The sequence below is a fragment of the Magnetococcales bacterium genome (genome assembly GCA_015228815.1).
GTDB lineage: Bacteria > Pseudomonadota > Magnetococcia > Magnetococcales > UBA8363 > UBA8363.
This window is the reverse complement of the sequence record JADGCV010000023.1, coordinates 1-21,189: the sequence shown is the minus strand read 5'-3', so window position 1 is coordinate 21,189 and position 21,189 is coordinate 1. Positions and strand designations below refer to the sequence as shown.

General features: G+C 56.6%; 24 protein-coding genes. 10 read left to right on the top strand and 14 right to left on the bottom strand.

Features of this window, described 5'->3' with window-relative positions; all coding sequences use genetic code 11:
• Window positions 1-6 precede the first annotated feature (6 nt).
• From HQL76_10800 to HQL76_10790, 3 genes are read right to left on the bottom strand one after another with little or no spacing between them, the layout of a single operon-like run.
• Window positions 7-603, bottom strand: a complete 597-nt coding sequence (locus tag HQL76_10800) for a polysaccharide export protein (protein MBF0109654.1) — start codon at window positions 601-603, stop codon at window positions 7-9.
• A 9-nt stretch (window positions 604-612) separates the two neighbouring features.
• A complete protein-coding gene (locus tag HQL76_10795; GenBank protein MBF0109653.1) occupies window positions 613-1,821 on the bottom strand; it encodes an outer membrane beta-barrel protein in 1,209 nt (402 codons plus the stop codon).
• Window positions 1,814-2,854 (bottom strand): undecaprenyl/decaprenyl-phosphate alpha-N-acetylglucosaminyl 1-phosphate transferase, encoded by a 1,041-nt coding sequence (locus tag HQL76_10790; protein MBF0109652.1) that lies wholly within the window; start codon window positions 2,852-2,854, stop codon window positions 1,814-1,816. Before HQL76_10790 ends, HQL76_10795 begins: the two co-directional genes overlap by 8 nt.
• A gap of 229 nt (window positions 2,855-3,083) precedes the next feature.
• On the opposite strand from HQL76_10790, the gene HQL76_10785 reads away from it, so the two are divergent.
• The 5 genes from HQL76_10785 to HQL76_10765 all read left to right on the top strand — a co-directional run bounded on the left by HQL76_10785 (window position 3,084) and on the right by HQL76_10765 (window position 6,805).
• On the top strand, window positions 3,084-3,671 hold the full coding sequence (locus tag HQL76_10785) for a TMEM165/GDT1 family protein (GenBank protein ID MBF0109651.1): 588 nt from the start codon (window positions 3,084-3,086) through the stop codon (window positions 3,669-3,671).
• Window positions 3,672-3,983: 312 nt separating this feature from the next.
• A complete protein-coding gene (groES, locus tag HQL76_10780) occupies window positions 3,984-4,277 on the top strand; it encodes a co-chaperone GroES (GenBank protein MBF0109650.1) in 294 nt (97 codons plus the stop codon).
• 69 nt (window positions 4,278-4,346) lie between these two features.
• Window positions 4,347-5,981: a chaperonin GroEL gene (groL, locus tag HQL76_10775; protein ID MBF0109649.1), complete on the top strand. Its 1,635-nt coding sequence runs from the start codon at window positions 4,347-4,349 to the stop codon at window positions 5,979-5,981.
• Window positions 5,982-6,190: 209 nt separating this feature from the next.
• The gene (locus HQL76_10770) at window positions 6,191-6,379 is read left to right on the top strand and encodes a type II toxin-antitoxin system HicA family toxin (protein MBF0109648.1); all 189 of its coding nucleotides are present in this window, start codon (window positions 6,191-6,193) and stop codon (window positions 6,377-6,379) included.
• 12 nt (window positions 6,380-6,391) lie between these two features.
• Window positions 6,392-6,805 carry a type II toxin-antitoxin system HicB family antitoxin gene (locus HQL76_10765; protein ID MBF0109647.1) on the top strand — a complete coding sequence of 138 codons (414 nt, stop codon included), beginning with the start codon at window positions 6,392-6,394 and terminating at the stop codon, window positions 6,803-6,805.
• 331 nt (window positions 6,806-7,136) lie between these two features.
• Here the strand turns inward: HQL76_10765 and HQL76_10760 are convergent, their stop codons facing one another.
• On the bottom strand, window positions 7,137-7,409 hold the full coding sequence (locus tag HQL76_10760) for a hypothetical protein (protein ID MBF0109646.1): 273 nt from the start codon (window positions 7,407-7,409) through the stop codon (window positions 7,137-7,139).
• Here HQL76_10760 and HQL76_10755 point away from each other — a divergent pair.
• A complete protein-coding gene (locus HQL76_10755) occupies window positions 7,408-7,719 on the top strand; it encodes a helix-turn-helix domain-containing protein (protein MBF0109645.1) in 312 nt (103 codons plus the stop codon). The genes HQL76_10760 and HQL76_10755 overlap by 2 nt on opposite strands.
• 94 nt (window positions 7,720-7,813) lie before the next feature.
• Window positions 7,814-8,203: a hypothetical protein gene (locus HQL76_10750; GenBank protein ID MBF0109644.1), complete on the top strand. Its 390-nt coding sequence runs from the start codon at window positions 7,814-7,816 to the stop codon at window positions 8,201-8,203.
• Window positions 8,204-8,260: 57 nt separating this feature from the next.
• Here HQL76_10750 and HQL76_10745 read toward each other — a convergent pair whose 3' ends face one another.
• From HQL76_10745 to HQL76_10720, 6 genes are all read right to left on the bottom strand, one after another.
• Complete coding sequence (locus HQL76_10745) at window positions 8,261-9,316, bottom strand: PilT/PilU family type 4a pilus ATPase (GenBank protein MBF0109643.1); 1,056 nt, start codon at window positions 9,314-9,316, stop codon at window positions 8,261-8,263.
• A 33-nt stretch (window positions 9,317-9,349) separates the two neighbouring features.
• Window positions 9,350-10,501, bottom strand: a complete 1,152-nt coding sequence (locus HQL76_10740) for a PilT/PilU family type 4a pilus ATPase (GenBank protein ID MBF0109642.1) — start codon at window positions 10,499-10,501, stop codon at window positions 9,350-9,352.
• Window positions 10,502-10,940: 439 nt separating this feature from the next.
• Entirely contained in the window at window positions 10,941-11,507 is a 567-nt protein-coding gene (locus HQL76_10735) for a hypothetical protein (GenBank protein ID MBF0109641.1), read from the bottom strand.
• Window positions 11,508-11,527: 20 nt separating this feature from the next.
• Complete coding sequence (locus tag HQL76_10730) at window positions 11,528-12,184, bottom strand: hypothetical protein (GenBank protein ID MBF0109640.1); 657 nt, start codon at window positions 12,182-12,184, stop codon at window positions 11,528-11,530.
• A gap of 39 nt (window positions 12,185-12,223) precedes the next feature.
• Window positions 12,224-13,261: a type IV pilus twitching motility protein PilT gene (locus tag HQL76_10725; GenBank protein MBF0109639.1), complete on the bottom strand. Its 1,038-nt coding sequence runs from the start codon at window positions 13,259-13,261 to the stop codon at window positions 12,224-12,226.
• A gap of 295 nt (window positions 13,262-13,556) precedes the next feature.
• A complete protein-coding gene (locus HQL76_10720) occupies window positions 13,557-13,835 on the bottom strand; it encodes a type II toxin-antitoxin system Phd/YefM family antitoxin (protein ID MBF0109638.1) in 279 nt (92 codons plus the stop codon).
• Window positions 13,836-14,168: 333 nt separating this feature from the next.
• Between HQL76_10720 and recA the strand changes: the two genes are divergently transcribed.
• Together recA and parC are read left to right on the top strand one after the other, a co-directional pair.
• The gene (gene recA, locus HQL76_10715; GenBank protein ID MBF0109637.1) at window positions 14,169-15,221 is read left to right on the top strand and encodes a recombinase RecA; all 1,053 of its coding nucleotides are present in this window, start codon (window positions 14,169-14,171) and stop codon (window positions 15,219-15,221) included.
• Complete coding sequence (gene parC / locus HQL76_10710) at window positions 15,221-17,482, top strand: DNA topoisomerase IV subunit A (protein MBF0109636.1); 2,262 nt, start codon at window positions 15,221-15,223, stop codon at window positions 17,480-17,482. Before recA ends, parC begins: the two co-directional genes overlap by 1 nt.
• A 57-nt stretch (window positions 17,483-17,539) precedes the next feature.
• Here the strand turns inward: parC and HQL76_10705 are convergent, their stop codons facing one another.
• The 4 genes from HQL76_10705 to ispD all read right to left on the bottom strand — a co-directional run bounded on the left by HQL76_10705 (window position 17,540) and on the right by ispD (window position 19,767).
• Window positions 17,540-17,833, bottom strand: a complete 294-nt coding sequence (locus tag HQL76_10705; protein ID MBF0109635.1) for a hypothetical protein — start codon at window positions 17,831-17,833, stop codon at window positions 17,540-17,542.
• A gap of 13 nt (window positions 17,834-17,846) precedes the next feature.
• The gene (locus HQL76_10700; GenBank protein ID MBF0109634.1) at window positions 17,847-18,320 is read right to left on the bottom strand and encodes a cyclic nucleotide-binding domain-containing protein; all 474 of its coding nucleotides are present in this window, start codon (window positions 18,318-18,320) and stop codon (window positions 17,847-17,849) included.
• A gap of 242 nt (window positions 18,321-18,562) precedes the next feature.
• A complete protein-coding gene (locus HQL76_10695) occupies window positions 18,563-19,057 on the bottom strand; it encodes a 2-C-methyl-D-erythritol 2,4-cyclodiphosphate synthase (GenBank protein MBF0109633.1) in 495 nt (164 codons plus the stop codon).
• Window positions 19,054-19,767 (bottom strand): 2-C-methyl-D-erythritol 4-phosphate cytidylyltransferase, encoded by a 714-nt coding sequence (gene ispD, locus HQL76_10690; protein MBF0109632.1) that lies wholly within the window; start codon window positions 19,765-19,767, stop codon window positions 19,054-19,056. The genes HQL76_10695 and ispD overlap by 4 nt, the downstream gene beginning before the upstream one ends.
• 90 nt (window positions 19,768-19,857) lie before the next feature.
• Between ispD and ccsA the strand changes: the two genes are divergently transcribed.
• Window positions 19,858-20,691 (top strand): cytochrome c biogenesis protein CcsA, encoded by an 834-nt coding sequence (ccsA, locus tag HQL76_10685; protein MBF0109631.1) that lies wholly within the window; start codon window positions 19,858-19,860, stop codon window positions 20,689-20,691.
• The last annotated feature ends 498 nt before the right edge of the window (window positions 20,692-21,189 follow it).

Genomic DNA, 21,189 nt, shown 5'->3' with positions numbered 1-21,189 from the left:
CGATTCCTACCAGAAACTTTCCTGAATGGTCAGAATATCCCCGGGATAGATCCGGTCGTCCATGCCGATGGGCCGTTCCTTGTATAACGGGTCGTTGCCGCGGATGACGACAATCCGGTCGCGGTCGGCCCGCTCGGTGAACCCCCCGGCCAGAACGACCGCTTTGCGGACGGTCAGACCGGGCTTGAAGGGGTAGCCGCCCGCCTTGTCCACCTCGCCGTTGACAAAGTAGATCCGGTGTTCGACGATCGAGACGAAAACGACCGGCTTCAATAGGTAGCCGTCCAGAAGTTTGGCCCGCAGGAGTTCCTCCAATTCCTTGACGGTCAGTCCCGAGACATGGATTTCGCCGAGGAAGGAAAAGGAAATTTTGCCATTGAGCGAAATCTTGGACTGAAGGGTCAGGTCGGGTTCATCGTTGACGGTAATCTGAATGACATCTCCGGCCCCCAGGCGGTAATCGCTCTCTTCCAGGTTTTCCGGCCCCGCCATCACCGCCAACTGGACGAAACACCACACAAGGGCCAGTTTCGCCAACGCCAACAGCAGCAATCGCGGGCCGGATCGGAGCGTCCATCTAACCGTGCGGAGTGCGGCGACCATGGAATTTCATCACAGGGATCCGGTCAGGGCGATCGTCAACAGATCGCTGTCGTAATCGGCATCCGCCTCGGTCGAGTTTTTGCTGCTGTGGCCGATGCGTCCACTGACGAAAAACCACTTGGGTAATTTATAGTCAAGACCGATGCCTGCGGTCCACAAGTCTTCGTCCTTCGATCCGGCATAGTCGGAATTGTTGAAGCCCATGTCTCCCTTGAGTTTTATTTTTGGACGAATATCATGGCTGGCGTCGAGTTTGAAATCGGTGGCGATGAAATGTTCCGCGCCTGTTTCTCCCTCGTCAAACCCGCGTTTGGCCAGGAGGTGGACCATGGAGCGGGAGAGGGGTTTCCAGGTGACATCGCTGGACAAGGTGATGCCATTGCCATCGGGTTTGTTTTCGTCGTCCATTTCCTTGTGCATGGCGCCGATTTTGAAGCCCCCCTCGGTTTTGGCGGTGGCGGACCAGGTGACGCCGGCGAGGATGCGGCTTTCGAGGCTGTTGTTTTGCGGATTGGTGTCGTAGGTGATGTCCTTCAATCCGGTTTCCACCAACAGTTTTGTTTTTGGGGCGAGGGCAAACATGAGGGTCAGATCGACGGCATCCCAATAGCGGTCCTGAAGGGATTGACCGTTGTTTTGCGAATCCTTGAAGCCCCGTTCCAGATCGAGCACCGTCCTGAAGCGTCCCGAGGTCCACTGGGCGGAAGCGGAGAGTATGTTTTCGAACCATTCGTTGGGCGGGGTGGCGGGATTGACCGTACCGGTACCGGGGGCGCCGCGTTCGTCATGGGAATCCTTGAACTGATATTCGACGTTGAGGACCGTTTTGCGGTTTGGCGACCATTCCGCCGTGGCGGCGAGGGTATGATCGGTGCGATCTTCGCGGTTATGGTTCAGGTAATCCTGATGTTTTCCCTTCCAGGAAATCTGGTAGCGGTCCTTGCGCCAGTGGGTGACCAGGGTGATTTCGGGTTCGATGCCGGTGATGAAGTCATGGGTTGGATTGTTTTCCGATTTGTAGATGTTGTCTTCCCAGGTGCTTGACAGGGTCACCTTGGGTTTGGTCCTGAAGATGCCCACGGGAATGCCACGCGGTTCATCGGCGAATCCTTGCCGCGCGGGACCGAGGATCGATGACAGGAGCAGGAGGATTCCGGGGATGGCCCGCCGGGGGGGAATCGATCCGGGAAGCGGGTGAAGGATGCGGTGTTCAGACATGGCGTTGCCAAAAGTGGATGGTGAACGCGCAATAGAGGGCGTACAACAGCAGCAGCGACAGAAACATCAGTACTTCCGGGACGCCGAGGTGTTCCAGGACGACTCCGAGGATGGCGAGGGTGAAGGTTGTTGCCATGAGGATTCCGGTGGCGCTTTTTTCACTGAATTTCAGTTGCCGCAGAAGATGGTGGGCATGATGCCGGTCGGGAGAGAATGGCGAACGACCGGCCAGGAGGCGTCTCAGGAAGGAGGCGAACATGTCGATCAGCGGCACCGCGATCAGCCAGAGGGCGACGACCGGTTTGAAGGCGGGGTTTTCTCCCTGGGAGAGGGTCATGGTGAAGAAGGCCATGGTCGTTCCCAAAAACAGGCTGCCCGCATCTCCGAGGAACACGAGGGCTTTGTTGGTGAACAGGCGGGCGTTGAGACAGAAGAAGGGGATCAGGGCGGCGACGAGGAGGGCCAGGATCCAGGCTTCGGCGAAGCGGTGGCGCCACCAGGACAACGTGAGCATGATGATGGTGGAGACGAGACAGGTTCCCGCCGCCAGACCATCGATGCCATCGGCCATGTTGACGGCGTTGATGACGCCGATGAAACAGACGACCGAAAAGGGGACGGCGAGGATGCCCAGGTCGAGGGTTCCCAGACCGAGCAGGTTGCCCAGGGTGACGACGGTGACGCCGCCACCGGCGCAAAGGAGGAGTCCCGTCACCAGTTCCGCGGCGATGCGATGGCGGACGCGCAGTTTCCGGGCATCATCCCAGGCGCCGATGACGATGACGAGCAGGGTGACGAGGAACAGGCGTTGGATCGGGGTTGGCGGGAGGTCGAGGAGGAATACCCCTGGCCAGAAGGACAGGAACATGGCGATGCCGCCGACCATGGGGGTCGGGTGGGAATGTTGTTTGCGACCGCCCGGACGATCCAGCAATCCCATCGCTGGGGCCAGGGGGCGAAGGAGACCCAGCCACGCCCAGGAGGCGCCGAAGGCGAGGAGTATCGCGATTGAAGGTTCACCCGGTGCGTTCATTCCTGGCCATCATCCTTTTTTGCGATGCTGCCGGAATGTCGCGGCGCGGGGTTCCGGCGGTGGCTGGGGGAGGAAGGGTGTTTGCATTGTGGATCATGGCGACATTCCCTGTTGATGATTCTTGTCCATGATTCTTGTTTAGAATCAAGCAAAATTTGTACCATTAATACAATCGACAGTGGTTTTGATCATGGAGGTGGATATGGAACAAATGGCGACTGGCCCATCGATGGAGGCGCTGGCCGGATGGACATCAACGGTCGGTACGTCCTTTCTGATCGTGTTTCTGGCCGAACTTGGAGACAAGACCCAACTGGTGTGCATGACCCTGGCGTCTCGTTTTCATGGGGGTTGGGTATCTTTGGGGGCCATGGCCGCATTTGGAGTGCTCAATGCCCTGGCGGTGGTTTTTGGCGCGGCGCTGACCCGACTGGTTCCGGAGGATTGGTTGACCATGGGAGTGGCGGTTCTTTTCGCCTTTTTTGGTATTCAGGCGCTGCGCGGTGCCGGGGCGGAGGAGGGGGCGGGGATGCCGACGGCAACCGGTGGCCGGGGAATTTTTCTCATGGCCTTCCTGATGGTGTTCCTGGCGGAACTTGGGGACAAGACCCAGATTGCCGCGGCGGGACTGGCGGCGATGGCGCCGGCGCTACCGGTATGGATCGGGGCGACGATGGGGGAGGGGGGATCGGTCTTGTTGGCGGTGGTCGTTGGACAGAAACTGTTGCGTCGCGTTTCGCTCCGGACGGTGAACCGGGTCTCCGGTATTTTTTTTCTGTTGTTGGCAGCGATGGCGACGTTGCCTCTTTTTCGCTGAGGATGCGGCGGGAGACGGGAAAAAAAATGAGCGTCCCCCTTGAAAAGGGCGTGGGACTTCCTATTTATTCGCCTGTCTTGGCTGCGGTTGGCGATGTCGTCGATCGCCTGGCCCTGGACGAAAGATGTGTGACAACGGCGGGAAAACAGGGTATCAACTATTCTTTTGCGTATGATGGCCGTGTGCGACATGGTGTCGCATGGGGCGAAGGTGATCGATTGGACCGTATGCTCCGGAACCAGAATGAATGTGACCGGTATGGTCCAGGGACGGTTTGAATGTCAGAAGGCTTTGGGAAGGAGAAAATGCGTCATGAAAACAAAGTTTCGCCCTTTGCATGATCGTCTGTTGGTGAAGCGGGTGGAAGAGGAACAGAAGACGGCGAGCGGGATCATCATTCCCGATACCGCCAAGGAGAAGCCGATTCAGGGAGAGGTGATCGCCGCTGGCAAGGGGGCGGTGGATGACGAGGGGCGGGTTCGTCCGATGGATGTCAAGGTGGGGGATCGGATCCTGTTTGGCAAGTATGGTGGTACCGAAGTCAAGATGGATGGCGACGAGTACCTGATTCTGCGCGAATCGGACGTGCTGGGCATCATTGGTTGATCGCCGTGCGCTTTTGTACGCGACGGTTCATGAAACGACAGTGACACATTGCATGGGAGAATCGGAACAATGGCAGCCAAGGAGGTAAAATTTGGCGGGGATGCCCGCGCATCTCTGATCAAGGGGCTCAACACCCTGGCCAACGCCGTCAAGGTGACCCTGGGACCGAAGGGGCGCTACGCGGTCCTGGACAAATCCTGGGGCGCCCCCAGGGTGACCAAGGATGGCGTCAGTGTCGCCAAGGAGATCGAACTGGAGAACAAGTTCGAAAACATGGGGGCGCAGATGGTCAAGGAGGTGGCCTCCAAGACGGCGGACGCCGCCGGCGACGGGACCACGACCGCGACGGTACTGGCCCAGGCGATTGCCCGCGAGGGGATGAAGTCGGTTGCGGCGGGAATGAATCCGATGGATTTGCGTCGCGGGATCGATGCCGCCGCCGAGGCGGTGGTCGCCGAATTGAAAAAACTTTCCCGCGAGGTGACCAAATCGGAGGAAATCGCCCAGGTGGGGACGGTTTCGGCCAATGGCGATGCCAACGTGGGCCGGATGATCGCCGAGGCGATGGACAAGGTGGGCAAGGAAGGGGTGATCACCGTCGAGGAAGCCAAGGTGATGGAAACCTCGCTGGAAGTGGTTGAAGGGATGCAGTTCGATCGCGGCTACCTTTCCCCCTATTTCGTCACCAACGCCGACAAGATGTTGTGCGAACTCGACGATCCCTATCTGCTGTTGGTGGAAAAGAAGGTGAGCAGCCTGCAACAGTTGTTGCCGGTGCTGGAAAGCGTGGTGCAATCGGGCAAGCCGCTGCTCATCATCGCCGAGGATGTCGAGGGCGATGCCCTGGCCACCCTGGTGGTCAACAAACTGCGCGGCGGTTTGAAGGTGTCCGCGGTCAAGGCTCCCGGTTTTGGTGATCGGCGCAAGGCGATGCTGGAGGACATCGCGATCCTGACCGGTGGCACGGTGGTGTCGGAGGATCTTGGGATCAAGCTGGAAAACGTCAATGTGTCCATGCTTGGCCGGGCCAAATCGGTGCGCATCGCCAAGGAGGAGACGACCATCGTCAGTGGCGGTGGCCAGCCCGATCAGATCAAGGCCCGGGTCAACCAGATTCGTGCCCAGATCGAGGAGACCACTTCCGATTATGATCGCGAAAAGCTCCAGGAACGCCTGGCCAAGTTGGCGGGTGGGGTGGCGGTCATCAATGTGGGTGGCGCGACCGAGGTCGAGGTGAAGGAGCGCAAGGACCTGGTGGACGATGCCCTCCATGCCACCCGGGCCGCGGTGGAAGAGGGGATCGTTCCGGGGGGGGGTGTCGCCCTGTTGCGGTGTTCGGTCGCTCTGAAGAATTTGAAGTTGGACGGGGAGGACAAAATGGCCGGAGTACGCATCGTCCGGCGCGCCCTCGAAGAGCCGACCCGGATCATCGCCGAAAACGCCGGCCAGGAAGGTTCGGTGGTGGTCAACAAGATCCTGGAATCGGCCAACAGCCATTTCGGCTACGATGCCCAGGCGGATGAATATACCGATCTGGTCGCCCGTGGGGTCATCGATCCCACCAAGGTGGTCCGGACCGCCATTCAGTCGGCCTCGTCCGTCGCCGGCCTGATGATCACCACCGAGGCGATGGTGGCGGAACTTCCCAAGAAGGCGGTCCCTCCGGCTCCTCCGGGCGGTGGCATGGGTGACATGGATATGTAAATCCGCGTCGCATCCGCTTTGTTGAATCGACCCGGATCCCGTCGCCAGGATGGGATCCGGTTTTTTTTTGGTATGAGGTTGTTCCTGTCAATAGATACAAGGTTTCTTGAGTAGATAACGCTTGAAAATCCTCTTGACGATGGATCTTATATTGCGCATCGTATACGTAAAACAGTGGTCAACGGGAGTGGATGGCGATGGGGAAGAGCATGAGCAGCAGGGAAGTGATCGAAGTCTTGAACAAGGCGGGTTGGCTGCTCGATTCGGTCCGTGGCGATCATCACCATTTCAAGCACCCGACTTTGCCGGGTAAGGTGACGGTTCGGCATCCTGTAAAAGATCTGTCGCTCATGGAGATCAAATCCATCGAGAAGCAAGCGATCCAGAAGATTCGATAAGGAGAAAAATGAATGGAAATAAGACACTACGCAGCAGTGATGTACCGTGGGGGAGATGGATACGGCGTAGTTTTTCCAGACCTCCCTGGATGCACCACTCATGGTGACTCCATTCATGATGCGGCCATGCATGCTGAAGAGGCATTGACCGGTCATATCGAGTTGATGGTCCGTGATGAAGATCCATTGCCGGATCCAACCCCGTTGGATCGGTTGAATGAGGTGTTGCCTGAGCCGGAACCGGACGACGAACCGGAAATCACCCGTTTTCTGGTTCGGGTGGAAATTCCGGCGCGTTGGATTCGCATCAACCTTTCCATGGCGGAAAATCTGGTCATGCGGATTGACCATGCGGCCAAGGATCTGGGGATGAGCCGCTCCGGATTCCTGGCCGATGCGGCGCGGCGGGCGCTGGATGCACGGTAGTTGAGCGATTATGCCGTCACGGCCAATCGTTTCGTCGGGAGGGTGACAATCTGGATGGCAACCTGCTCCTTGGCATGAGGGTTTGAATGTAATGTAATTTCACTTGGATGTTGGCCTTGATCGTTATCATGACAGTTCTTCCAGCTTTGAAATCGCTGTTCATTCTTAGTTGATGGTCCGTGATGAAGATCCATATAACAAATACGTTGTTAGTGTACATTTTTAAAGATTTCATTTTCCAGGTCCATTTGACGGATTTGCTGATTTCAATAAAGGAGGTATTGTAGAATTTATAGAAACTCGTGTATTTACACGCCATTTACCAAAATATTTAACGGACAGTTTGTTTTCTGAATTGCAGCAGGAGTTGATAAAAAACCCGAAATTTTGGGATAAAATCCCAGGGAGTGGTGGTATCAGGAAAGTCAGGTGGCAATCGAAAGAACACAGCACTGGCAAACGTGGTGGACTTCGGATCATTTATTTCCACCACGTGGCCAAATGCGAGATTTACCTGCTTACCTTGTACTGGAAAGGTGATGTTGAAGACCTCACCAAAGATGAAATCAAGGCTTTGAATCAGCTTGTGAGGGGATGGACCCATGGTCAGGCGCAAACTGTTCGATGAACTGGTTGACGGTATTAACGATATTAACGAGTTTCAGAAAGGCAAGGTGACCCTGAAGCACTACCGTGTGGCACCCAAACCACCGGTGGAGGTGGAGCCAGCTTTCATTGTCAAGGTGCGTGGACAAATGTCGCAAGGGGTTTTTGCCAGAAGGCTTCGCATTTCGGAAGCGACCTTGAAGAATTGGGAGCAGGGCAGAACGAAACCACCACCAACCGCAGCGGCATTGATCATGATGGTGGACCGATTTCCCGATACATTGGATCGGTTGGAAGTTCTTCCATGAAGGATCATCCAAAATGCAGCCGGGCTTCGGTTGGCTTTGGAATCCTGTATAAAGACCTGTCGCTCATGGAGATCAAATCCATCGAGCGACGAGGTTGATTCCCCTGAAGGACCGCCAGTTGGTGTCGCAAAACCAGGATTCCCATCTGCAAGATGGTTCGGCTGCGGAACAGGTCGGCGATGATGATTGGGTGCTGAACCTGCCAGAAGAGTTGGACAACCAATTCTGGGTCAATTTATCCAACTTCGAGGAGAACCAAAAGATGCCTTATATCACAAGCGTGGAACGAATTGGAATGCGGAAGGGCGAAGAGAAAGGCCGTCATGACGGCAAGGCTGAAATGCTGCTCGAACTGCTCCAAGAGCGTTTTGGCCTGATTCCGGAATCTGTTCAAAAACATGTGGAATCGGCAAAATTGGACGACATCAACGTCTGGGCACGGAAGATTTTCAAAGCCGATTCCCTGCAGGCCGTCTTCCATTGACTATGGTGGATCGATTTTCCGATACATTGGATCGGTTGGAAGTTTTTCCATGAAGGATCATCCAAAATGCAGCCGGGCTTCAAGGTTGGCTTTGGAATCGGCGTTGGCCAGGGCCTCTTCCAGGGTGACGATTTCGTCGCGATAAAGCTGGAGAAGGGCGGCATCGAAGGATTGCATTCCCTTTTCCGATCCTGTTTCCAGGGCCTCTTTGACCGCTTCGATATCGCCTTTGAGAATGTTTTCGGCGATCAGGGGGGTATTGACCATGACCTCGACGGCGGCGCGCCGTTTGCCATCCCTGGAGCGGATCAGTCGTTGCGACAGGATCGCCCGCAGGTACAGGGAAAGATCCATGAATAATTGTTTGTGGTGACTCTGGGGAAACATGTTGATGATCCGGGTCAAGGCCTGATAGGCATTGTTGGCGTGCAGGGTGGAAATGGCCAGATGCCCGGTTCCGGCGAGTTCGAGGGCCGCCTCCATGGTTTCCCGGGTACGAATTTCCCCGATGAGGATGACGTCGGGAGCCTCGCGCAGGCTGCTTTTCAGGGCATTGGCATAGGATCGGGTGTCGGGACCCAGTTCGCGCTGGTTGACGATGGAACGTTTGTGGGGGTGGACATATTCGACGGGGTCCTCGATGGTCAGGATATGGCCGCCGGCATTGGCGTTGCGATGGTCGAGCATGGCGGCCAGGGTTGTGGACTTTCCCGAGCCGGTCCCCCCGACCATGAGGAGCAGACCCCGCTTGTGCATGATCAGTTCCTTGAGAATCTCGGGAACATGCAACGCATCGATGTTGGGGACCTCGGCGGAGATCAGGCGCAACACCATGGCGGGATGACCCTTCTGGCGAAAGGCATTGACCCGGAAACGCCCTTTGTCGTCCAATGCGATGGCAAAATCGACCTCCAGATTTTCGGCGAATATCTTTTTTTGCTCGTCGGTCATGATTCCCATGACCGCAGCGGTGACAACCTCGGGGGTCAGAATTTCCTTGCCGATGGCGGCCAGTTGGCCGTCAAGTTTCATTTTGACGGTGGTTCCGGGGGTGAAAAAAAGATCGGAACCTTTTTTTTGTATCATCAGGTGCAGATGGGGAGTGATGTCCATGGCTTTGGATTCCTGATTGGCTGATGGACCGAATCAGTGTTCGCCCTCTTTATCGACGAGGGAAAGACCTTCGAGTCCGGAATCATGACTTTTATTCTTTGATGCTTTTCCTTCGAGTTTGATCCGGAGTCTGAGTTCGTTGGCGGAATCGGCGGAACGAAGGGCATCTTCATAGCTGATCTGATCTGTTTCATGCAGATCGAACAGCGCCTGGTCGAAGGTTTTCATCCCCAGTTCGTTGGATCGGGACATGATTTCCTTGATGCCGACGACCTCTCCCTTGAAAATCAGATCGGAAATGAGCGGTGAGTTGAGCATGATTTCGATGGCGGCGACCCGTCCCCCGGATTTTTTGCGCAACAATCGTTGCGAGATGATGGCGCGAATGTTCAGCGACAGATCCATGAGGAGCTGCTGCCGTTTTTCGGAGGGGAACATGTTGATGATGCGATCCAGGGCCTGATTGGCGTTGTTGGCATGCAGGGTGGACAGGGCGAGGTGTCCGGTTTCGGCAAAGTTGATGGCGTGTTCCATGGTTTCCTGGTCGCGTATTTCGCCGATCAGAATGACGTTGGGGGCTTGGCGCAGGGTGTTTTTCAGGGCGGCATGCCAGGAGTCGGTATCGACGCCGACTTCGCGCTGGGTGATGATGCAGTTGATATGCGGATGAACGTATTCGATGGGATCTTCGATGGTGATGATGTGGCCATGGGTTTCCTTGTTGCGCAGGCCGATCATGGCCGCCAGGGTGGTTGATTTACCCGATCCGGTGCCGCCGACGACCAGGACCAGCCCGGTCTTGGCCATGATGACTTCCTTGAGTATGGGAGGCAGACCCAGTTGTTGAAAATCGGGAATGTCGGTGGTGATGGTGCGCAGGACCATGCCTGCCAGTCCCTGTTGGACGAAGGCGTTGACACGGAAACGGCCAATGCCTGGGGGGGCGATGGCAAAATTGCATTCCCGGGTGGCGTCGAATTCCTTGATCTGGCGATCATTCATGATGGCGCGGACCAGGATGTTGGAATCCCTGGCTTCCAGGGGTTGTTTGGTCAGGGGGGTCAGGATGCCATCGAGTTTGCATGCGGGGGGAAAGCCTGCCGTGATGAACAGATCCGATCCTCCCTGGGACTTCATCGCCTTCAAGGCGTCCAACATGAATTTAATGGCTTGATCGCGTTCCATGAACCCGTCTCCTCAAGATCAAGATGAACATGATGCTTCCCCGGTTCTGGATTATTGAAAAAAAAAGGGGTCTGGGGGATTGCCCCCAGGGTTTTGATTTTGTTGTTGAACTTAAATAAAAAGCTTCATTCCTCAGTTTTTGATTTTGTTTAAAGTCAAAATCTTGGGGCAATCCCACAGACCCCTTTTCTTCTTCAATATTTTTTCTTGAGACGTGGATCATTGATTGCGGACTTAGGGCGCGGCAATGATGACGCATGGGGTGTCGGTTTCATGGCGCGTGTGTGGGCAGGTGAACCGACGACCTTAGGATACTGGTGATCAATCACGGTGTAAAAGGGGGCGTGGGTGTGAAAAGGACCCGGGGGGAGAACCTCCTCCCGGGCGTGACAAGGGAATGGCAGGGAAAAATGTGGCCAAAGAGGTCTGCATCAAACGATCAGAACTGCGAAACCTGGAGGAGCCGGCGCAGATCGGGAGTCAGGGGCATGCTGAAATCTTCCGCGGCAAGGATGACGCCATCGCCGATCCGGATCAGTTGCGCATTGGCGAAGACCCGATTCTTGGCGACGGAATAACTGCCGGCCAGGACAACGTGGGCTTCGTGGGTGTCGCGAATCTTGGCAACCTCGTCGGAAAGGAGAAATTGTCCTTTTCCTTTTTGCAACAACAGGTTATCCCTAAGTTTGACTTCGAGGATCCGATACCCCGCCTGGGTGAACCGTGCCGACATCTGTCGCGACAGCAGTCGCCCCAGAGGGGTGGTCTGGTCCATGTTCTGTTCATCGACGAAACTGGCGGGAAGAATGGCGGCCCGCTTGTGCATCTTTTCGTGGACGGCGTTGATCATGGAATCGGCGGCCATGTAGACGGTCATTTTCAGGTCGGGGGCCTGATAGAGGGTCAAGGGTTGCGACACCAGGGGATAGGACTCGGTGTCATGCAGACAGCCCCCCGTCAAGAGTCCGAAGCCGAGCAGAGGAAAGGTCAACAGGAAACGCAACATGAAGGTCCACTCCCCTTGCGTCAACGTTCCACAATGGACATGGGGGTGCCACCGCCGGTATTCAACAACAGATCGCGGGTGGTGGTTCCCAGGGGTATCTTGGCATCGACCGAGGCCAGGACTTGACGATCGACGATCTGGATGAGCTTGGCGGTGAAATCAAGGAGATCGCGTGTTTCGGTATAGGTTCCGACAACGACGGCATAGGCCTTGTTTTCCTGGGCCAGTTTTTCCACGTCGCGTGACAGGATGAAATCACCCTTGTCCTTGCGGATGGCCAGATTTTCCCGCAGCTTGGGCTCGATGATGCGGAAGCCCTGCTGGGTGAACCGCGAGGAGACATGGTCGGAAATCAGCAATCCGAGTTCCGAACTGGAATCCAGGCTGTTGCGATCGACGAAACTGGCGACAAGGATCGGTTTGCGGCGGTGAAAGGAGGGATGATTCTTGCGCAGTTCGGCGACCAGGGCATCGGTGACGGCATGGCTCATGCGGATCAGATCGATTTCGGCATCGATTTTCGGCGGCAGGAGTTCCGTCATGATCGGCGCCCCCGGAAGTCCCGCCACGGGCATGACCGGGACCGGCGCAGGTGGCGGTGGTGGCGCCAGACAGCCGCCAAGGCTTGTGGCCAGGACAAGACAGGCCATGGATGTGGGTGGCAGAAATTTCTTCATGAGGCTTTCCCCGCGCGTCGCAACGTTCTGGATGTTGATCTATTTGAAGGAGTCCTTGACATTGGCCTTTTCCCTGGCCGCCTCCTTGGTGATCAATTTTTTGTCCACGAGTTCTTGCAAGCATTGTTCCAAAGTTTGCATGCCAAAGTTCCGACCCGTCTGGATGGAGGAATACATCTGGGCGACCTTGTTTTCGCGGATCAGATTGCGGATGGCGTGGGTTCCGACGAGTATTTCGTGGGCCGCGACCCGTCCGCCCCCTTTTTTCTTGAGCAAGGTTTGCGAGATGACCGCCCGGAGGGATTCGGAGAGCATGGTGCGGATCATGTCTTTTTCCGCGGCGGGAAAGACATCGACGATGCGGTCGATGGTTTTGGCGGCGGAGGTTGTGTGCAGGGTGCCGAACACCAGGTGTCCTGTTTCGGCGGCGGAGAGGGCGAGGCGGATGGTTTCCAGGTCGCGCATTTCGCCGACCATGATGACATCGGGGTCTTCGCGCAGAGCGGAACGGAGGGCGTTGGCGAAACTGTGGGTATCGCGATGGACCTCGCGTTGGTTGATGAGGCATTTCTGGGATTGATGGACAAATTCGATGGGGTCTTCCATGGTGAGGATATGACCGTATTCGTTTTTGTTCTTGTAATCGATGATGGCGGCCAGGGTGGTGGATTTACCCGAGCCGGTGGGACCGGTGACGAGGACGATGCCGCGGGGGGTTTCGGCGAATTCCTTGAAAATGGCGGGGCAGTTGAGTTGTTCGAGGCTGAGGATTTCGGAGGGGATGGTACGGAACACGGCGGCGGCGCCGCGATTTTGATTGAAGGCGTTGACGCGGAATCGGGCCAGCTTGGGGACCTCGAAGGAAAAATCGGCCTCCAGGGTTTCTTCGTAGGCCTTGCGTTGCTTGTCGTTCATGATGTCATAGACCAGGTCGTGAACCTCCTTGTGTTCCAGGGGGGGGACATTGATGCGGCGGATGTCGCCATCGACCCGGATAAGGGGTGGCATTCCGGCGGAAAGATGCAGGTCGGAGGCCTTGTTCTTGACGCTGAAGGCGAGAAGTTCGGAGATTTCCATGGGAAGATTTCCTTGGTACTTGAGTCGATGCGGCGATCGTGGTCGCGCAATTCGGGCGCCGCGTGGAGTGATGGCGCTCCCGGAGGATCCGGGGCCTTAAGATGGGACATGGTAGCGTGATCGGATGGATGGCGGCAATCGGGATCGGATCTTTGTGCGGGGGAACGACCTGACTACTTTTGCCAATGATCCCGTCGGCCATGTCGGACATGACGTGGATTTTCCGTCTTGAACCACTCATGGGCTTTGTGGAGGTTGTCCGCCGCGTTGGGAGTGATGACCACGCGGTAACGCTTCATGGTTCCTTGACGCCAAGAGACTCGAAAAAAAGTGCCGCTTCCGTGCCCTGTCCGGCACGGGCTTGAATCAGTCCCTGGCGAATGGCAGTCACGGTGCGTGCATACTCGATTTGATCCTGTGCCTCCTGCCAGGCCGCGGCATCCATGACCACCAGCGCAGGTTTGCCGTTCACCGTCAACACGGCGGGCCGACCCGTCTCCCGGAGATGGGCAACGAATTGCGCGGTATCGCGCTTGAATTCCGTCAGTGGCCGAATATCATCGACGATGTTCATGGGTATCCTTCTGGTGCGCACTGTTCATAATGCGAAGATAGTGCTTTTCGATGCAATGAGCGAGTGGAAATGAGATGGCATTTTCTCCCTGGACAAGCGTGTTCGCCTCCTGGGAAAGGCATATAAGAATTATTCTCAATTCAAGGTCAATTTTTAAAGAGACGAATGCAACCCTTGGAGGAGGGAGACGGGGCCATTGTCTATTTGGCGAAATCTGATAATGTGGTTGGGCATCGGGGATGGATGGGATGAGGGATCCCGGTGCGGGAATGGGATTGATTGCCCGAACGCGGCGGCATTACGGACCAGGGTTGAAACAGGAGGAGCTTTTCGATGTCCATTGATCCACAGAAGGCCAAGGCATTGGAAGCGGCCTTGGCGCAGATTGAACGACAATACGGCAAAGGCTCGATCATGCGTATGGGGGACCAGGTGGTTCCCGATGTCGCGACCGTCTCCACCGGTTCGTTGAGTGTGGACCTTGCCCTTGGGATTGGCGGGCTGCCCCGCGGTCGGGTGTGCGAGGTTTTCGGCCCGGAGGCGTCGGGAAAGACGACTCTGGCTTTGCATGTGGCGGCGGAGGTGCAGCGTCAGGGGGGGGTGGCGGCCTATGTCGATGCGGAACATGCCCTGGATCCGGGATATGCCCGGAAACTTGGGGTCAATGTCGATGAACTCCTGATTTCCCAGCCCGATACCGGGGAACAGGCGCTGGAAATCGTCGATATGCTGATTCGATCGGGGGCGGTCGATCTGGTGGTGGTCGATTCGGTGGCGGCGTTGACGCCGAAGGCGGAACTGGAAGGGGAAATGGGTGATGCCCACATGGGACTTCAGGCCCGTCTCATGTCGCAGGCGTTGCGCAAATTGACCGGCTCGATTTCCCGGTCGCGGGCCATTGTGCTGTTCATCAACCAGATCCGGATGAAGATCGGTGTGTCGTTCGGTTCGCCCGAAACAACCACGGGCGGCAATGCCCTTAAATTTTATGCCTCGGTCCGTCTGGACATCCGGCGTGTCAACTCGATCAAGGATCGTGACCAGGTGGTCGGCAGTCGCACCAAGGTCAAGGTGGTCAAGAACAAGATGGCGCCGCCGTTTTGCAGCGTCGAATTCGACATTAACTATGGCGAGGGAATTTCTCTGGAAGGGGAGGTCCTGGACATGGCGGTCGAGCAGAATCTTGTCGAAAAGTCAGGGGCCTGGTATTCCCACAACAGTGAACGGATCGGTCAGGGGCGGGAAAACGCCAAGAAATACCTCAAGGAAAATCCCGGCCTGCTGCACGAGTTGGAAGATACCTTGCGGTCGAAGTCGGGCCTTCCTCCCAAACATGGGATGGCGGGAAGGTTGGGAAATCTGTCCTCGGGGGCCGAGCCGGTTTGATGGCCGCGGATGATCGAATCCAGGATGCGCCGATCCGGTTGGAACTGGAAAGCCGCTATCTTGCCTACGCCCTTTCGACGATCATCAGCCGTTCCCTGCCCGATGTCCGCGATGGCCTGAAGCCGGTCCACCGGCGTATTCTTTTTGCGATGCGGGGGCTTCATCTTGAACCGGCGCTGCCGCCGAAGAAGTCGGCGCGGGTGGTGGGTGACGTCATCGGCAAATATCATCCCCATGGCGATCAGGCGGCCTATGACGCCATGGTGCGGATGGCCCAGGAATTTGCCGCCCGCTATCCTTTGGTGGATGGCCAGGGAAACTTTGGCAACATCGATGGCGATGGTGCCGCCGCCATGCGCTATACCGAAGCCCGGCTCACCCGGGTGGCGATGGCCCTTTTGGAGGACCTCGACCAGGATACCGTGGACTTCAACGAGACCTATGATGGCTCCATGACGGAACCCCGGGTCCTTCCCGCCCGTTTTCCCAATCTTTTGGCCAATGGCTCCACGGGGATCGCGGTGGGGATGTCCACGTCGATTCCGCCACACAATGTCGGCGAAATCCTCGATGCCTGCATGGCCCTCATCGACGATCCCGAATGCACGGTGGCGACGCTTCTGAATCTGGTTCCCGGGCCTGATTTTCCGACGGGTGGACTTTTGGTTTCGGACCTGGAGGAGCGGCGCGAGGCCTATGAGACGGGTCGGGGCAGTTTGCGTCTTCGGGCGCGGTGGCACAAGGAGCCTCTTGAATATGGCCAGTGGCAGGTGGTGGTCACCGAGATTCCCTATCAGGTTCAGAAATCACGGCTGATCGAACGGATCGCCCTGCTGATCACCGAACGAAAATGCCCTTTTCTGGTGGATGTGCGCGACGAGTCCGACGAAGCGATCCGGATCGTTCTGGAGCCACGCAGCAGCCGTCTCGATCCCGAGATGGTGATGGCCTATCTGTTCAAGAACAGCGAACTGGAAACCCGGGTCACCATCAATTTCAACGTCATCACCCGGCAGATGCGGCCCGAGGTGATGGACTTGAAGTCGTTGTTGCAGGCATGGTTGTTCCATCGGTTCGAAGTGCATACCCGGCGTGCCCGGCATGAACTGGCGCAAATCGATCAACGACTGCACCTTCTCGCCGGTTATCTTGTGGTGTACCTCAATATTGACGAGGTGATCGCCATCATCAAGGAACACGATGACCCGGCCCCGGCGTTGATGGCCCGGTTCGGGCTGGACGAGGGGCAGGCCGAGGCGATTCTCAACATGCGCCTGCGTTCGCTGCGCAGGCTTGAAGAGATGGCCATTCGCAAGGAGATCGCCGAGAAGGAGGAACGGGCGGTCGTGTTGCGCGGATTGCTGGCCGACGAAAAAAAAATGTGGGGCGATGTCCGCAAGGATCTGGTCCGGACCCGAAAGGCCTTCGCCGATCCCCGGCGGACAACCCTGGAAGAGGCCGCCAGGGAGATCACCTTGCGTCCGGAGGATCTGGTGCAGAAGGAACCGGTCACGGTGATTCTGTCGCGCAAGGGATGGGTCAAGTCCATCAAGGGCCAGGATCCGTCGGTGGTGGAAAAGGTCCGGTTCAAGGCGGAGGATGATTTATTGCGCGCCTTTTCCGCTGTTTCGACCCAACAGATTTCCTTTTTCGGGCGGTCGGGCAAGGTTTATTCGATGTTGGCCTACCGTCTGGCCGATGGCAAGGGATTCGGCGACCCGATGTCGGTGCTGTTCGATCTGGATTCGGGGGATGGGGTGGTCTGGGGGATGGCGGTGGAGGCGGAACGGGAATATTTTGTCGCGACGCGCCTGGGACAGGGGTTTCGCATTCTTGGAAAGGATCTGCTGACCAATTTTCGCGCCGGAAAACAGGTGCTTTCGTATAAGGATGAGGCGGATGTCCTGCTCCATGTCCATCCGGTGATGGGGGGGATGGTGGCGGCCATCAGTCGTGGTCGTACCCTGCTGGTATGCACTCTGGACGAGTTTCCCGTGTTGGCCAAGGGGAAGGGGGTGCGGATCATGAAACTGGCGCGGGAAGAGATGTTGGTGGATGTCGTCACGTTCGACCCGGATCAGGGGGTGACGCTGGATTCGGGGAAGAAAAACATGCTCTTGAACGAGCTTGAACCCTGGCGGGGACACCGGGGAAGCCGGGGCAGCATGTTGCCGGTCGGGTTTCGCGCCGGGGCGGTGTTTGGCGGGACCGGGGCTTCGCTTCCGGTGGCCGGAAAGGGCTATACCGGTGAATTGTTCTGAGCGCGACGATGGCGTGGCGACGGGAAGGGATCACCCCTTCCCGTCGTGTTGTCCGACCTAGACATAGACCGGTTCACCCATCTCCTCGTATTCAAAGTTGTAGAAGACATGGTGTCCTTCGATATCCAGGACCCGGATGTCCTCTTCGGATTGCAACCATGCGGCGGTTGTGTGAAAACGGGTGCCGTATTTTTTTTCGGCATGTTCCGCCGAGACCTCGATGGCGATGTATTTATCGATCCCTTTCTCGGAAAAATAGGTTTTTGCCCGTTCCGATTGCATGCCGTCGGCGGACCGGGTCAGAACCAGGATGGGGCCTGTACCACTGAACACCATGTAGGCACGGATCATGGCGCACCTCCTTTCATGCGCCGAGGGCCTGAAGATGTTCTTTCATGAACATGTTCAGGCTGTTGAAAAGGTGTGGATGTTTTTTTTGCAGTTGTTCCATTTTGTCGGTATCGATTTGCAGCAGTTCGCAGTCGGCATCGCAGCGTGCCGAAAGGTGATGATGGGGCAGCGATGTTCCAACGGGTTCGCCGACCACTTCGCCCCGTTTGAGGACGATCCGGTTGCGCCAAACGGAGTTTTCCAGTTGTTTCATCTCCATCTGTTTGAGGACTTCGACTTCACCATAGATCCCGAAATCGACCCATTCATGGGTGTCGGAAAGGTGTCCCAGTGAGACGCAGCCCTTGCGGATAAAGTAGATGTACCCTTCCGGTTCTCCCTCCTCGAACAGGATTTTGCCTTCCCTGACCTTGACCGTCGTGGTGATTTCCTTGAGCGCCTGCCAATCTTCCCGATCCAGGACGCCGAGCAAAGTTTTTCGGTACATGGCAACCTCCCTTGAAAGGATTGCGGCCGGCCTTGCTGGTATCGGTCGCACGATGACTGTGGTCTGGTCGTCATGCCCCATTGCACGGGAATGGGGTTGACATGATCGGGCCACGACATGGGCCGTTCGTGGGGGAAGTTCGAGACACGCGGACACCCTATTCGTCTTCCCCTGATCTTGGACACGATGCGGGGGGAATTGGTTCCCGAAGTCGGGTTCTCGGCGACGTTTTTTTGTTGGCATCAGGATGGAATAGGCATCGTCCCCATCAGAAGAACGACCGCCTGGGCCGCGACCCCTTCGTTGCGTCCGGTGAAGCCCAGTTTTTCGGTGGTCGTCGCCTTGACGTTGACCACGTCGCTGTCGATGCCGAGGAGACCGGCGATGGTTTGGGACATCAGAGGCATGAAGGGGACGAGCCTGGGACGTTGACAGATGACGGTGGCATCGACATTGAGGACTGTCCAATGGTTCGATTGGATCATTTCGGAGACATGAGCAAGAAGACGCTTGCTGTCGATTCCTTTGTAGAGGGGATCGGTATCGGGAAAATGGCGACCGATGTCACCCAGTCCCGCCCCCCCGAGGAGGGCATCGATGATGGCATGCAACAACACGTCGGCATCGGAATGGCCGAGCAACCCCTGATCGTGGGGAACATGGATACCTCCCAGCATCAAGGGCCGTCCCTCGACCCAGCGATGGACATCCAGTCCCTGACCCACCCGCAGTTTCATGATTGATTCTCCTCCAGCCATTTATTGGCCAACTCCAGGTCCCAAGGGTGGGTGATTTTGATGTTGCGGTGGTCCCCGGGGACAACGCGGACGGCAATTCCTCCCCATTCAGCGAGCGAGGCATCGTCGGTGGCGACAAAACCGGCGGCGCGGGCGCGTTCGTGAAGGTCGAGGATGGTTCCATGGTGAAACAATTGCGGCGTCTGCGCCAACCATATCCGAGATCGATCGAGGGTTTCCAGGATGATGTTGCTGCCGGGATCGACCGATTTGACGGTATCGGCGGCAGGAAGGGCAGGGATCAGGGCGACATGATCCTTTCGCCCCTCCAGAAGACGGTCGAGGAGTTTTTTTCCGGGAAACGGACGCGCCGCATCGTGAATGGCCACCCATGCGTCGGCAGGAAGGGCAAGGGCGGCCAGTCCCCGCCAGACCGATTCCTGTCTGGTCGCCCCCCCGCGAACCGGAGAAAGAACCCGAGGCAATCGGGCGAGCAGAGGACCGAGCCAGCGTTGCCATAATGCCTCCCCGTCCGGGGCGATCACCGGGAGGATGGCGCCGATGGCCGGATGATCATGAAAGGCCTTCAAGGTATGAAACAGGATGGGATGGCCCGCCAGATCAAGATATTGTTTCGGCCTGGGTCCGCCAAAACGCTGGCCACTGCCGGCGGCGACAACGACGATGGACAAAGGATGATCAAGGTTCATGTGCGTGAATCCACAAAAAAGGGTAAGATCGAAACCGCAGCCAGGGAATAAAGGTCCCAAGCCACCTTAACCCGGAAAGAAGGAGCGACCATGAGTGAATGGATGGACCACCTTGTCATTGGATGGGTCACGATTGCCTATGGGGTTGGGGCCATTCTTGTCACCTACCGGCAGATCCGCGGCCATGGCGCCCCCTCGCGGATGGGGTGGTGGCTCGTCGCTCTTGGTTTTCTCACCCATGTGGCGGCGATGTCCAGTACCCTCATGATCCATCATGGCGAGGTCTCCTTCAACTTGAAGACATCGCTTGAATTTGTATCCCTGGCGGTGGCCATGCTCTATTTGCTGGGCTGCCGCCTGCCCGGGGTGGAGGCGCCGGCGGCGGGGATTGTGGTATTGCCCATGCTTGCACTGTCGGTTCTTGCGTCCAGGGTGCTGCCCGCGTCGCGAAACATCGAAATTCTGACGGTGACGGAACCGATGCTCATCGCCCACCTGGTGATGTCGCTCTTGGCCTACGGAATTTTGACGATTGCGGCCATATTTGCGCTGATGGACGCCTTTCAGGATCATGCCTTGAAGAGCAAACACCTGGGCCGTCTGTTCGACATCCTGCCCGCGTTGAATCGATTGGAAACAACGCTGTATCAAATGGTTCGCGTGGGGTTTGCGCTGCTTTCGCTGTCGATTGTTTCCGGGGGGGTCTATTCCTGGGAGCATCATGGAACGTTCTTTGCTTTCAATCACAAGGTGGTGTTGACCTGGGCGACGTGGTTGAGTTTGTTGATTTTGTTTGTGGGTCGGCACTACTGGGGATGGCGTGGGATGAAGGGGGCGAAGTGGATTGTCTCGGGGTATCTGTTTTTGGTTCTGGCGTTTTTCGGGGTGAAGTTTGTCCGCGAATATATTCTTTTTTATCAGTGAGTTAGCAAAAAAGTTCAAAAAAAGAAGATTTGCTTGTTTTTTCTGTTGACGGTCGATGTGTGGTTTGGTAGAGTTACTGGCTCTGGAGGTGATGTTCTGAAAACAAGTTTGAGAGAAGATCACTGTAAAGAAGGTTCCGAGTGAGTGTCCCAAGGTTGGATTGTGGATGCCACGGCATTGGAAGTATGCCTTTAAACGCTCTTTGACAATCTGGTGTAACCATAGGTGTGGGCGCATGACGTGCGTCAACGAACCCTGGCCTTGAAGTTTGAAGGGTCCAGGGGAGAAGAAGCAAAGAATGCGTTCACATCAGGTAGAGACAAAGGTTAAGTTCTTGTTTTGATTCGTAAGGAGAGGAACAGGAAGCAGGAACCAAGTCAATTGCCAAATGAGTGAATGCGAGCGTCCCTTTGAAGGCATCTGAGAAGATGGACTTTGAAAGGGGACAGTAAGAGCGAGACGAAAGCTCCTAAGGGAGATAAATTAGGAGAGTTTGAT

Excerpts from the sequence above, each read along its gene's own strand:
- HQL76_10800 (MBF0109654.1), bottom strand. The coding sequence starts at position 603 with ATGGTCGCCGCACTCCGCACGGTTAGATGGACGCTCCGATCCGGCCCG.
- HQL76_10795 (MBF0109653.1), bottom strand. The coding sequence starts at position 1,821 with ATGTCTGAACACCGCATCCTTCACCCGCTTCCCGGATCGATTCCCCCC.
- HQL76_10790 (MBF0109652.1), bottom strand. The coding sequence starts at position 2,854 with ATGAACGCACCGGGTGAACCTTCAATCGCGATACTCCTCGCCTTCGGC.
- HQL76_10785 (MBF0109651.1), top strand. The coding sequence starts at position 3,084 with ATGGAGGCGCTGGCCGGATGGACATCAACGGTCGGTACGTCCTTTCTG.
- groES (MBF0109650.1), top strand. The coding sequence starts at position 3,984 with ATGAAAACAAAGTTTCGCCCTTTGCATGATCGTCTGTTGGTGAAGCGG.
- groL (MBF0109649.1), top strand. The coding sequence starts at position 4,347 with ATGGCAGCCAAGGAGGTAAAATTTGGCGGGGATGCCCGCGCATCTCTG.
- HQL76_10770 (MBF0109648.1), top strand. The coding sequence starts at position 6,191 with ATGAGCAGCAGGGAAGTGATCGAAGTCTTGAACAAGGCGGGTTGGCTG.
- HQL76_10765 (MBF0109647.1), top strand. The coding sequence starts at position 6,392 with ATGGAAATAAGACACTACGCAGCAGTGATGTACCGTGGGGGAGATGGA.
- HQL76_10755 (MBF0109645.1), top strand. The coding sequence starts at position 7,408 with ATGGTCAGGCGCAAACTGTTCGATGAACTGGTTGACGGTATTAACGAT.
- HQL76_10760 (MBF0109646.1), bottom strand. The coding sequence starts at position 7,409 with ATGGGTCCATCCCCTCACAAGCTGATTCAAAGCCTTGATTTCATCTTT.
- HQL76_10745 (MBF0109643.1), bottom strand. The coding sequence starts at position 9,316 with ATGGACATCACTCCCCATCTGCACCTGATGATACAAAAAAAAGGTTCC.
- HQL76_10740 (MBF0109642.1), bottom strand. The coding sequence starts at position 10,501 with ATGGAACGCGATCAAGCCATTAAATTCATGTTGGACGCCTTGAAGGCG.
- HQL76_10735 (MBF0109641.1), bottom strand. The coding sequence starts at position 11,507 with ATGTTGCGTTTCCTGTTGACCTTTCCTCTGCTCGGCTTCGGACTCTTG.
- HQL76_10730 (MBF0109640.1), bottom strand. The coding sequence starts at position 12,184 with ATGAAGAAATTTCTGCCACCCACATCCATGGCCTGTCTTGTCCTGGCC.
- HQL76_10725 (MBF0109639.1), bottom strand. The coding sequence starts at position 13,261 with ATGGAAATCTCCGAACTTCTCGCCTTCAGCGTCAAGAACAAGGCCTCC.
- HQL76_10720 (MBF0109638.1), bottom strand. The coding sequence starts at position 13,835 with ATGAACATCGTCGATGATATTCGGCCACTGACGGAATTCAAGCGCGAT.
- recA (MBF0109637.1), top strand. The coding sequence starts at position 14,169 with ATGTCCATTGATCCACAGAAGGCCAAGGCATTGGAAGCGGCCTTGGCG.
- parC (MBF0109636.1), top strand. The coding sequence starts at position 15,221 with ATGGCCGCGGATGATCGAATCCAGGATGCGCCGATCCGGTTGGAACTG.
- HQL76_10705 (MBF0109635.1), bottom strand. The coding sequence starts at position 17,833 with ATGATCCGTGCCTACATGGTGTTCAGTGGTACAGGCCCCATCCTGGTT.
- HQL76_10700 (MBF0109634.1), bottom strand. The coding sequence starts at position 18,320 with ATGTACCGAAAAACTTTGCTCGGCGTCCTGGATCGGGAAGATTGGCAG.
- HQL76_10695 (MBF0109633.1), bottom strand. The coding sequence starts at position 19,057 with ATGAAACTGCGGGTGGGTCAGGGACTGGATGTCCATCGCTGGGTCGAG.
- ispD (MBF0109632.1), bottom strand. The coding sequence starts at position 19,767 with ATGAACCTTGATCATCCTTTGTCCATCGTCGTTGTCGCCGCCGGCAGT.
- ccsA (MBF0109631.1), top strand. The coding sequence starts at position 19,858 with ATGAGTGAATGGATGGACCACCTTGTCATTGGATGGGTCACGATTGCC.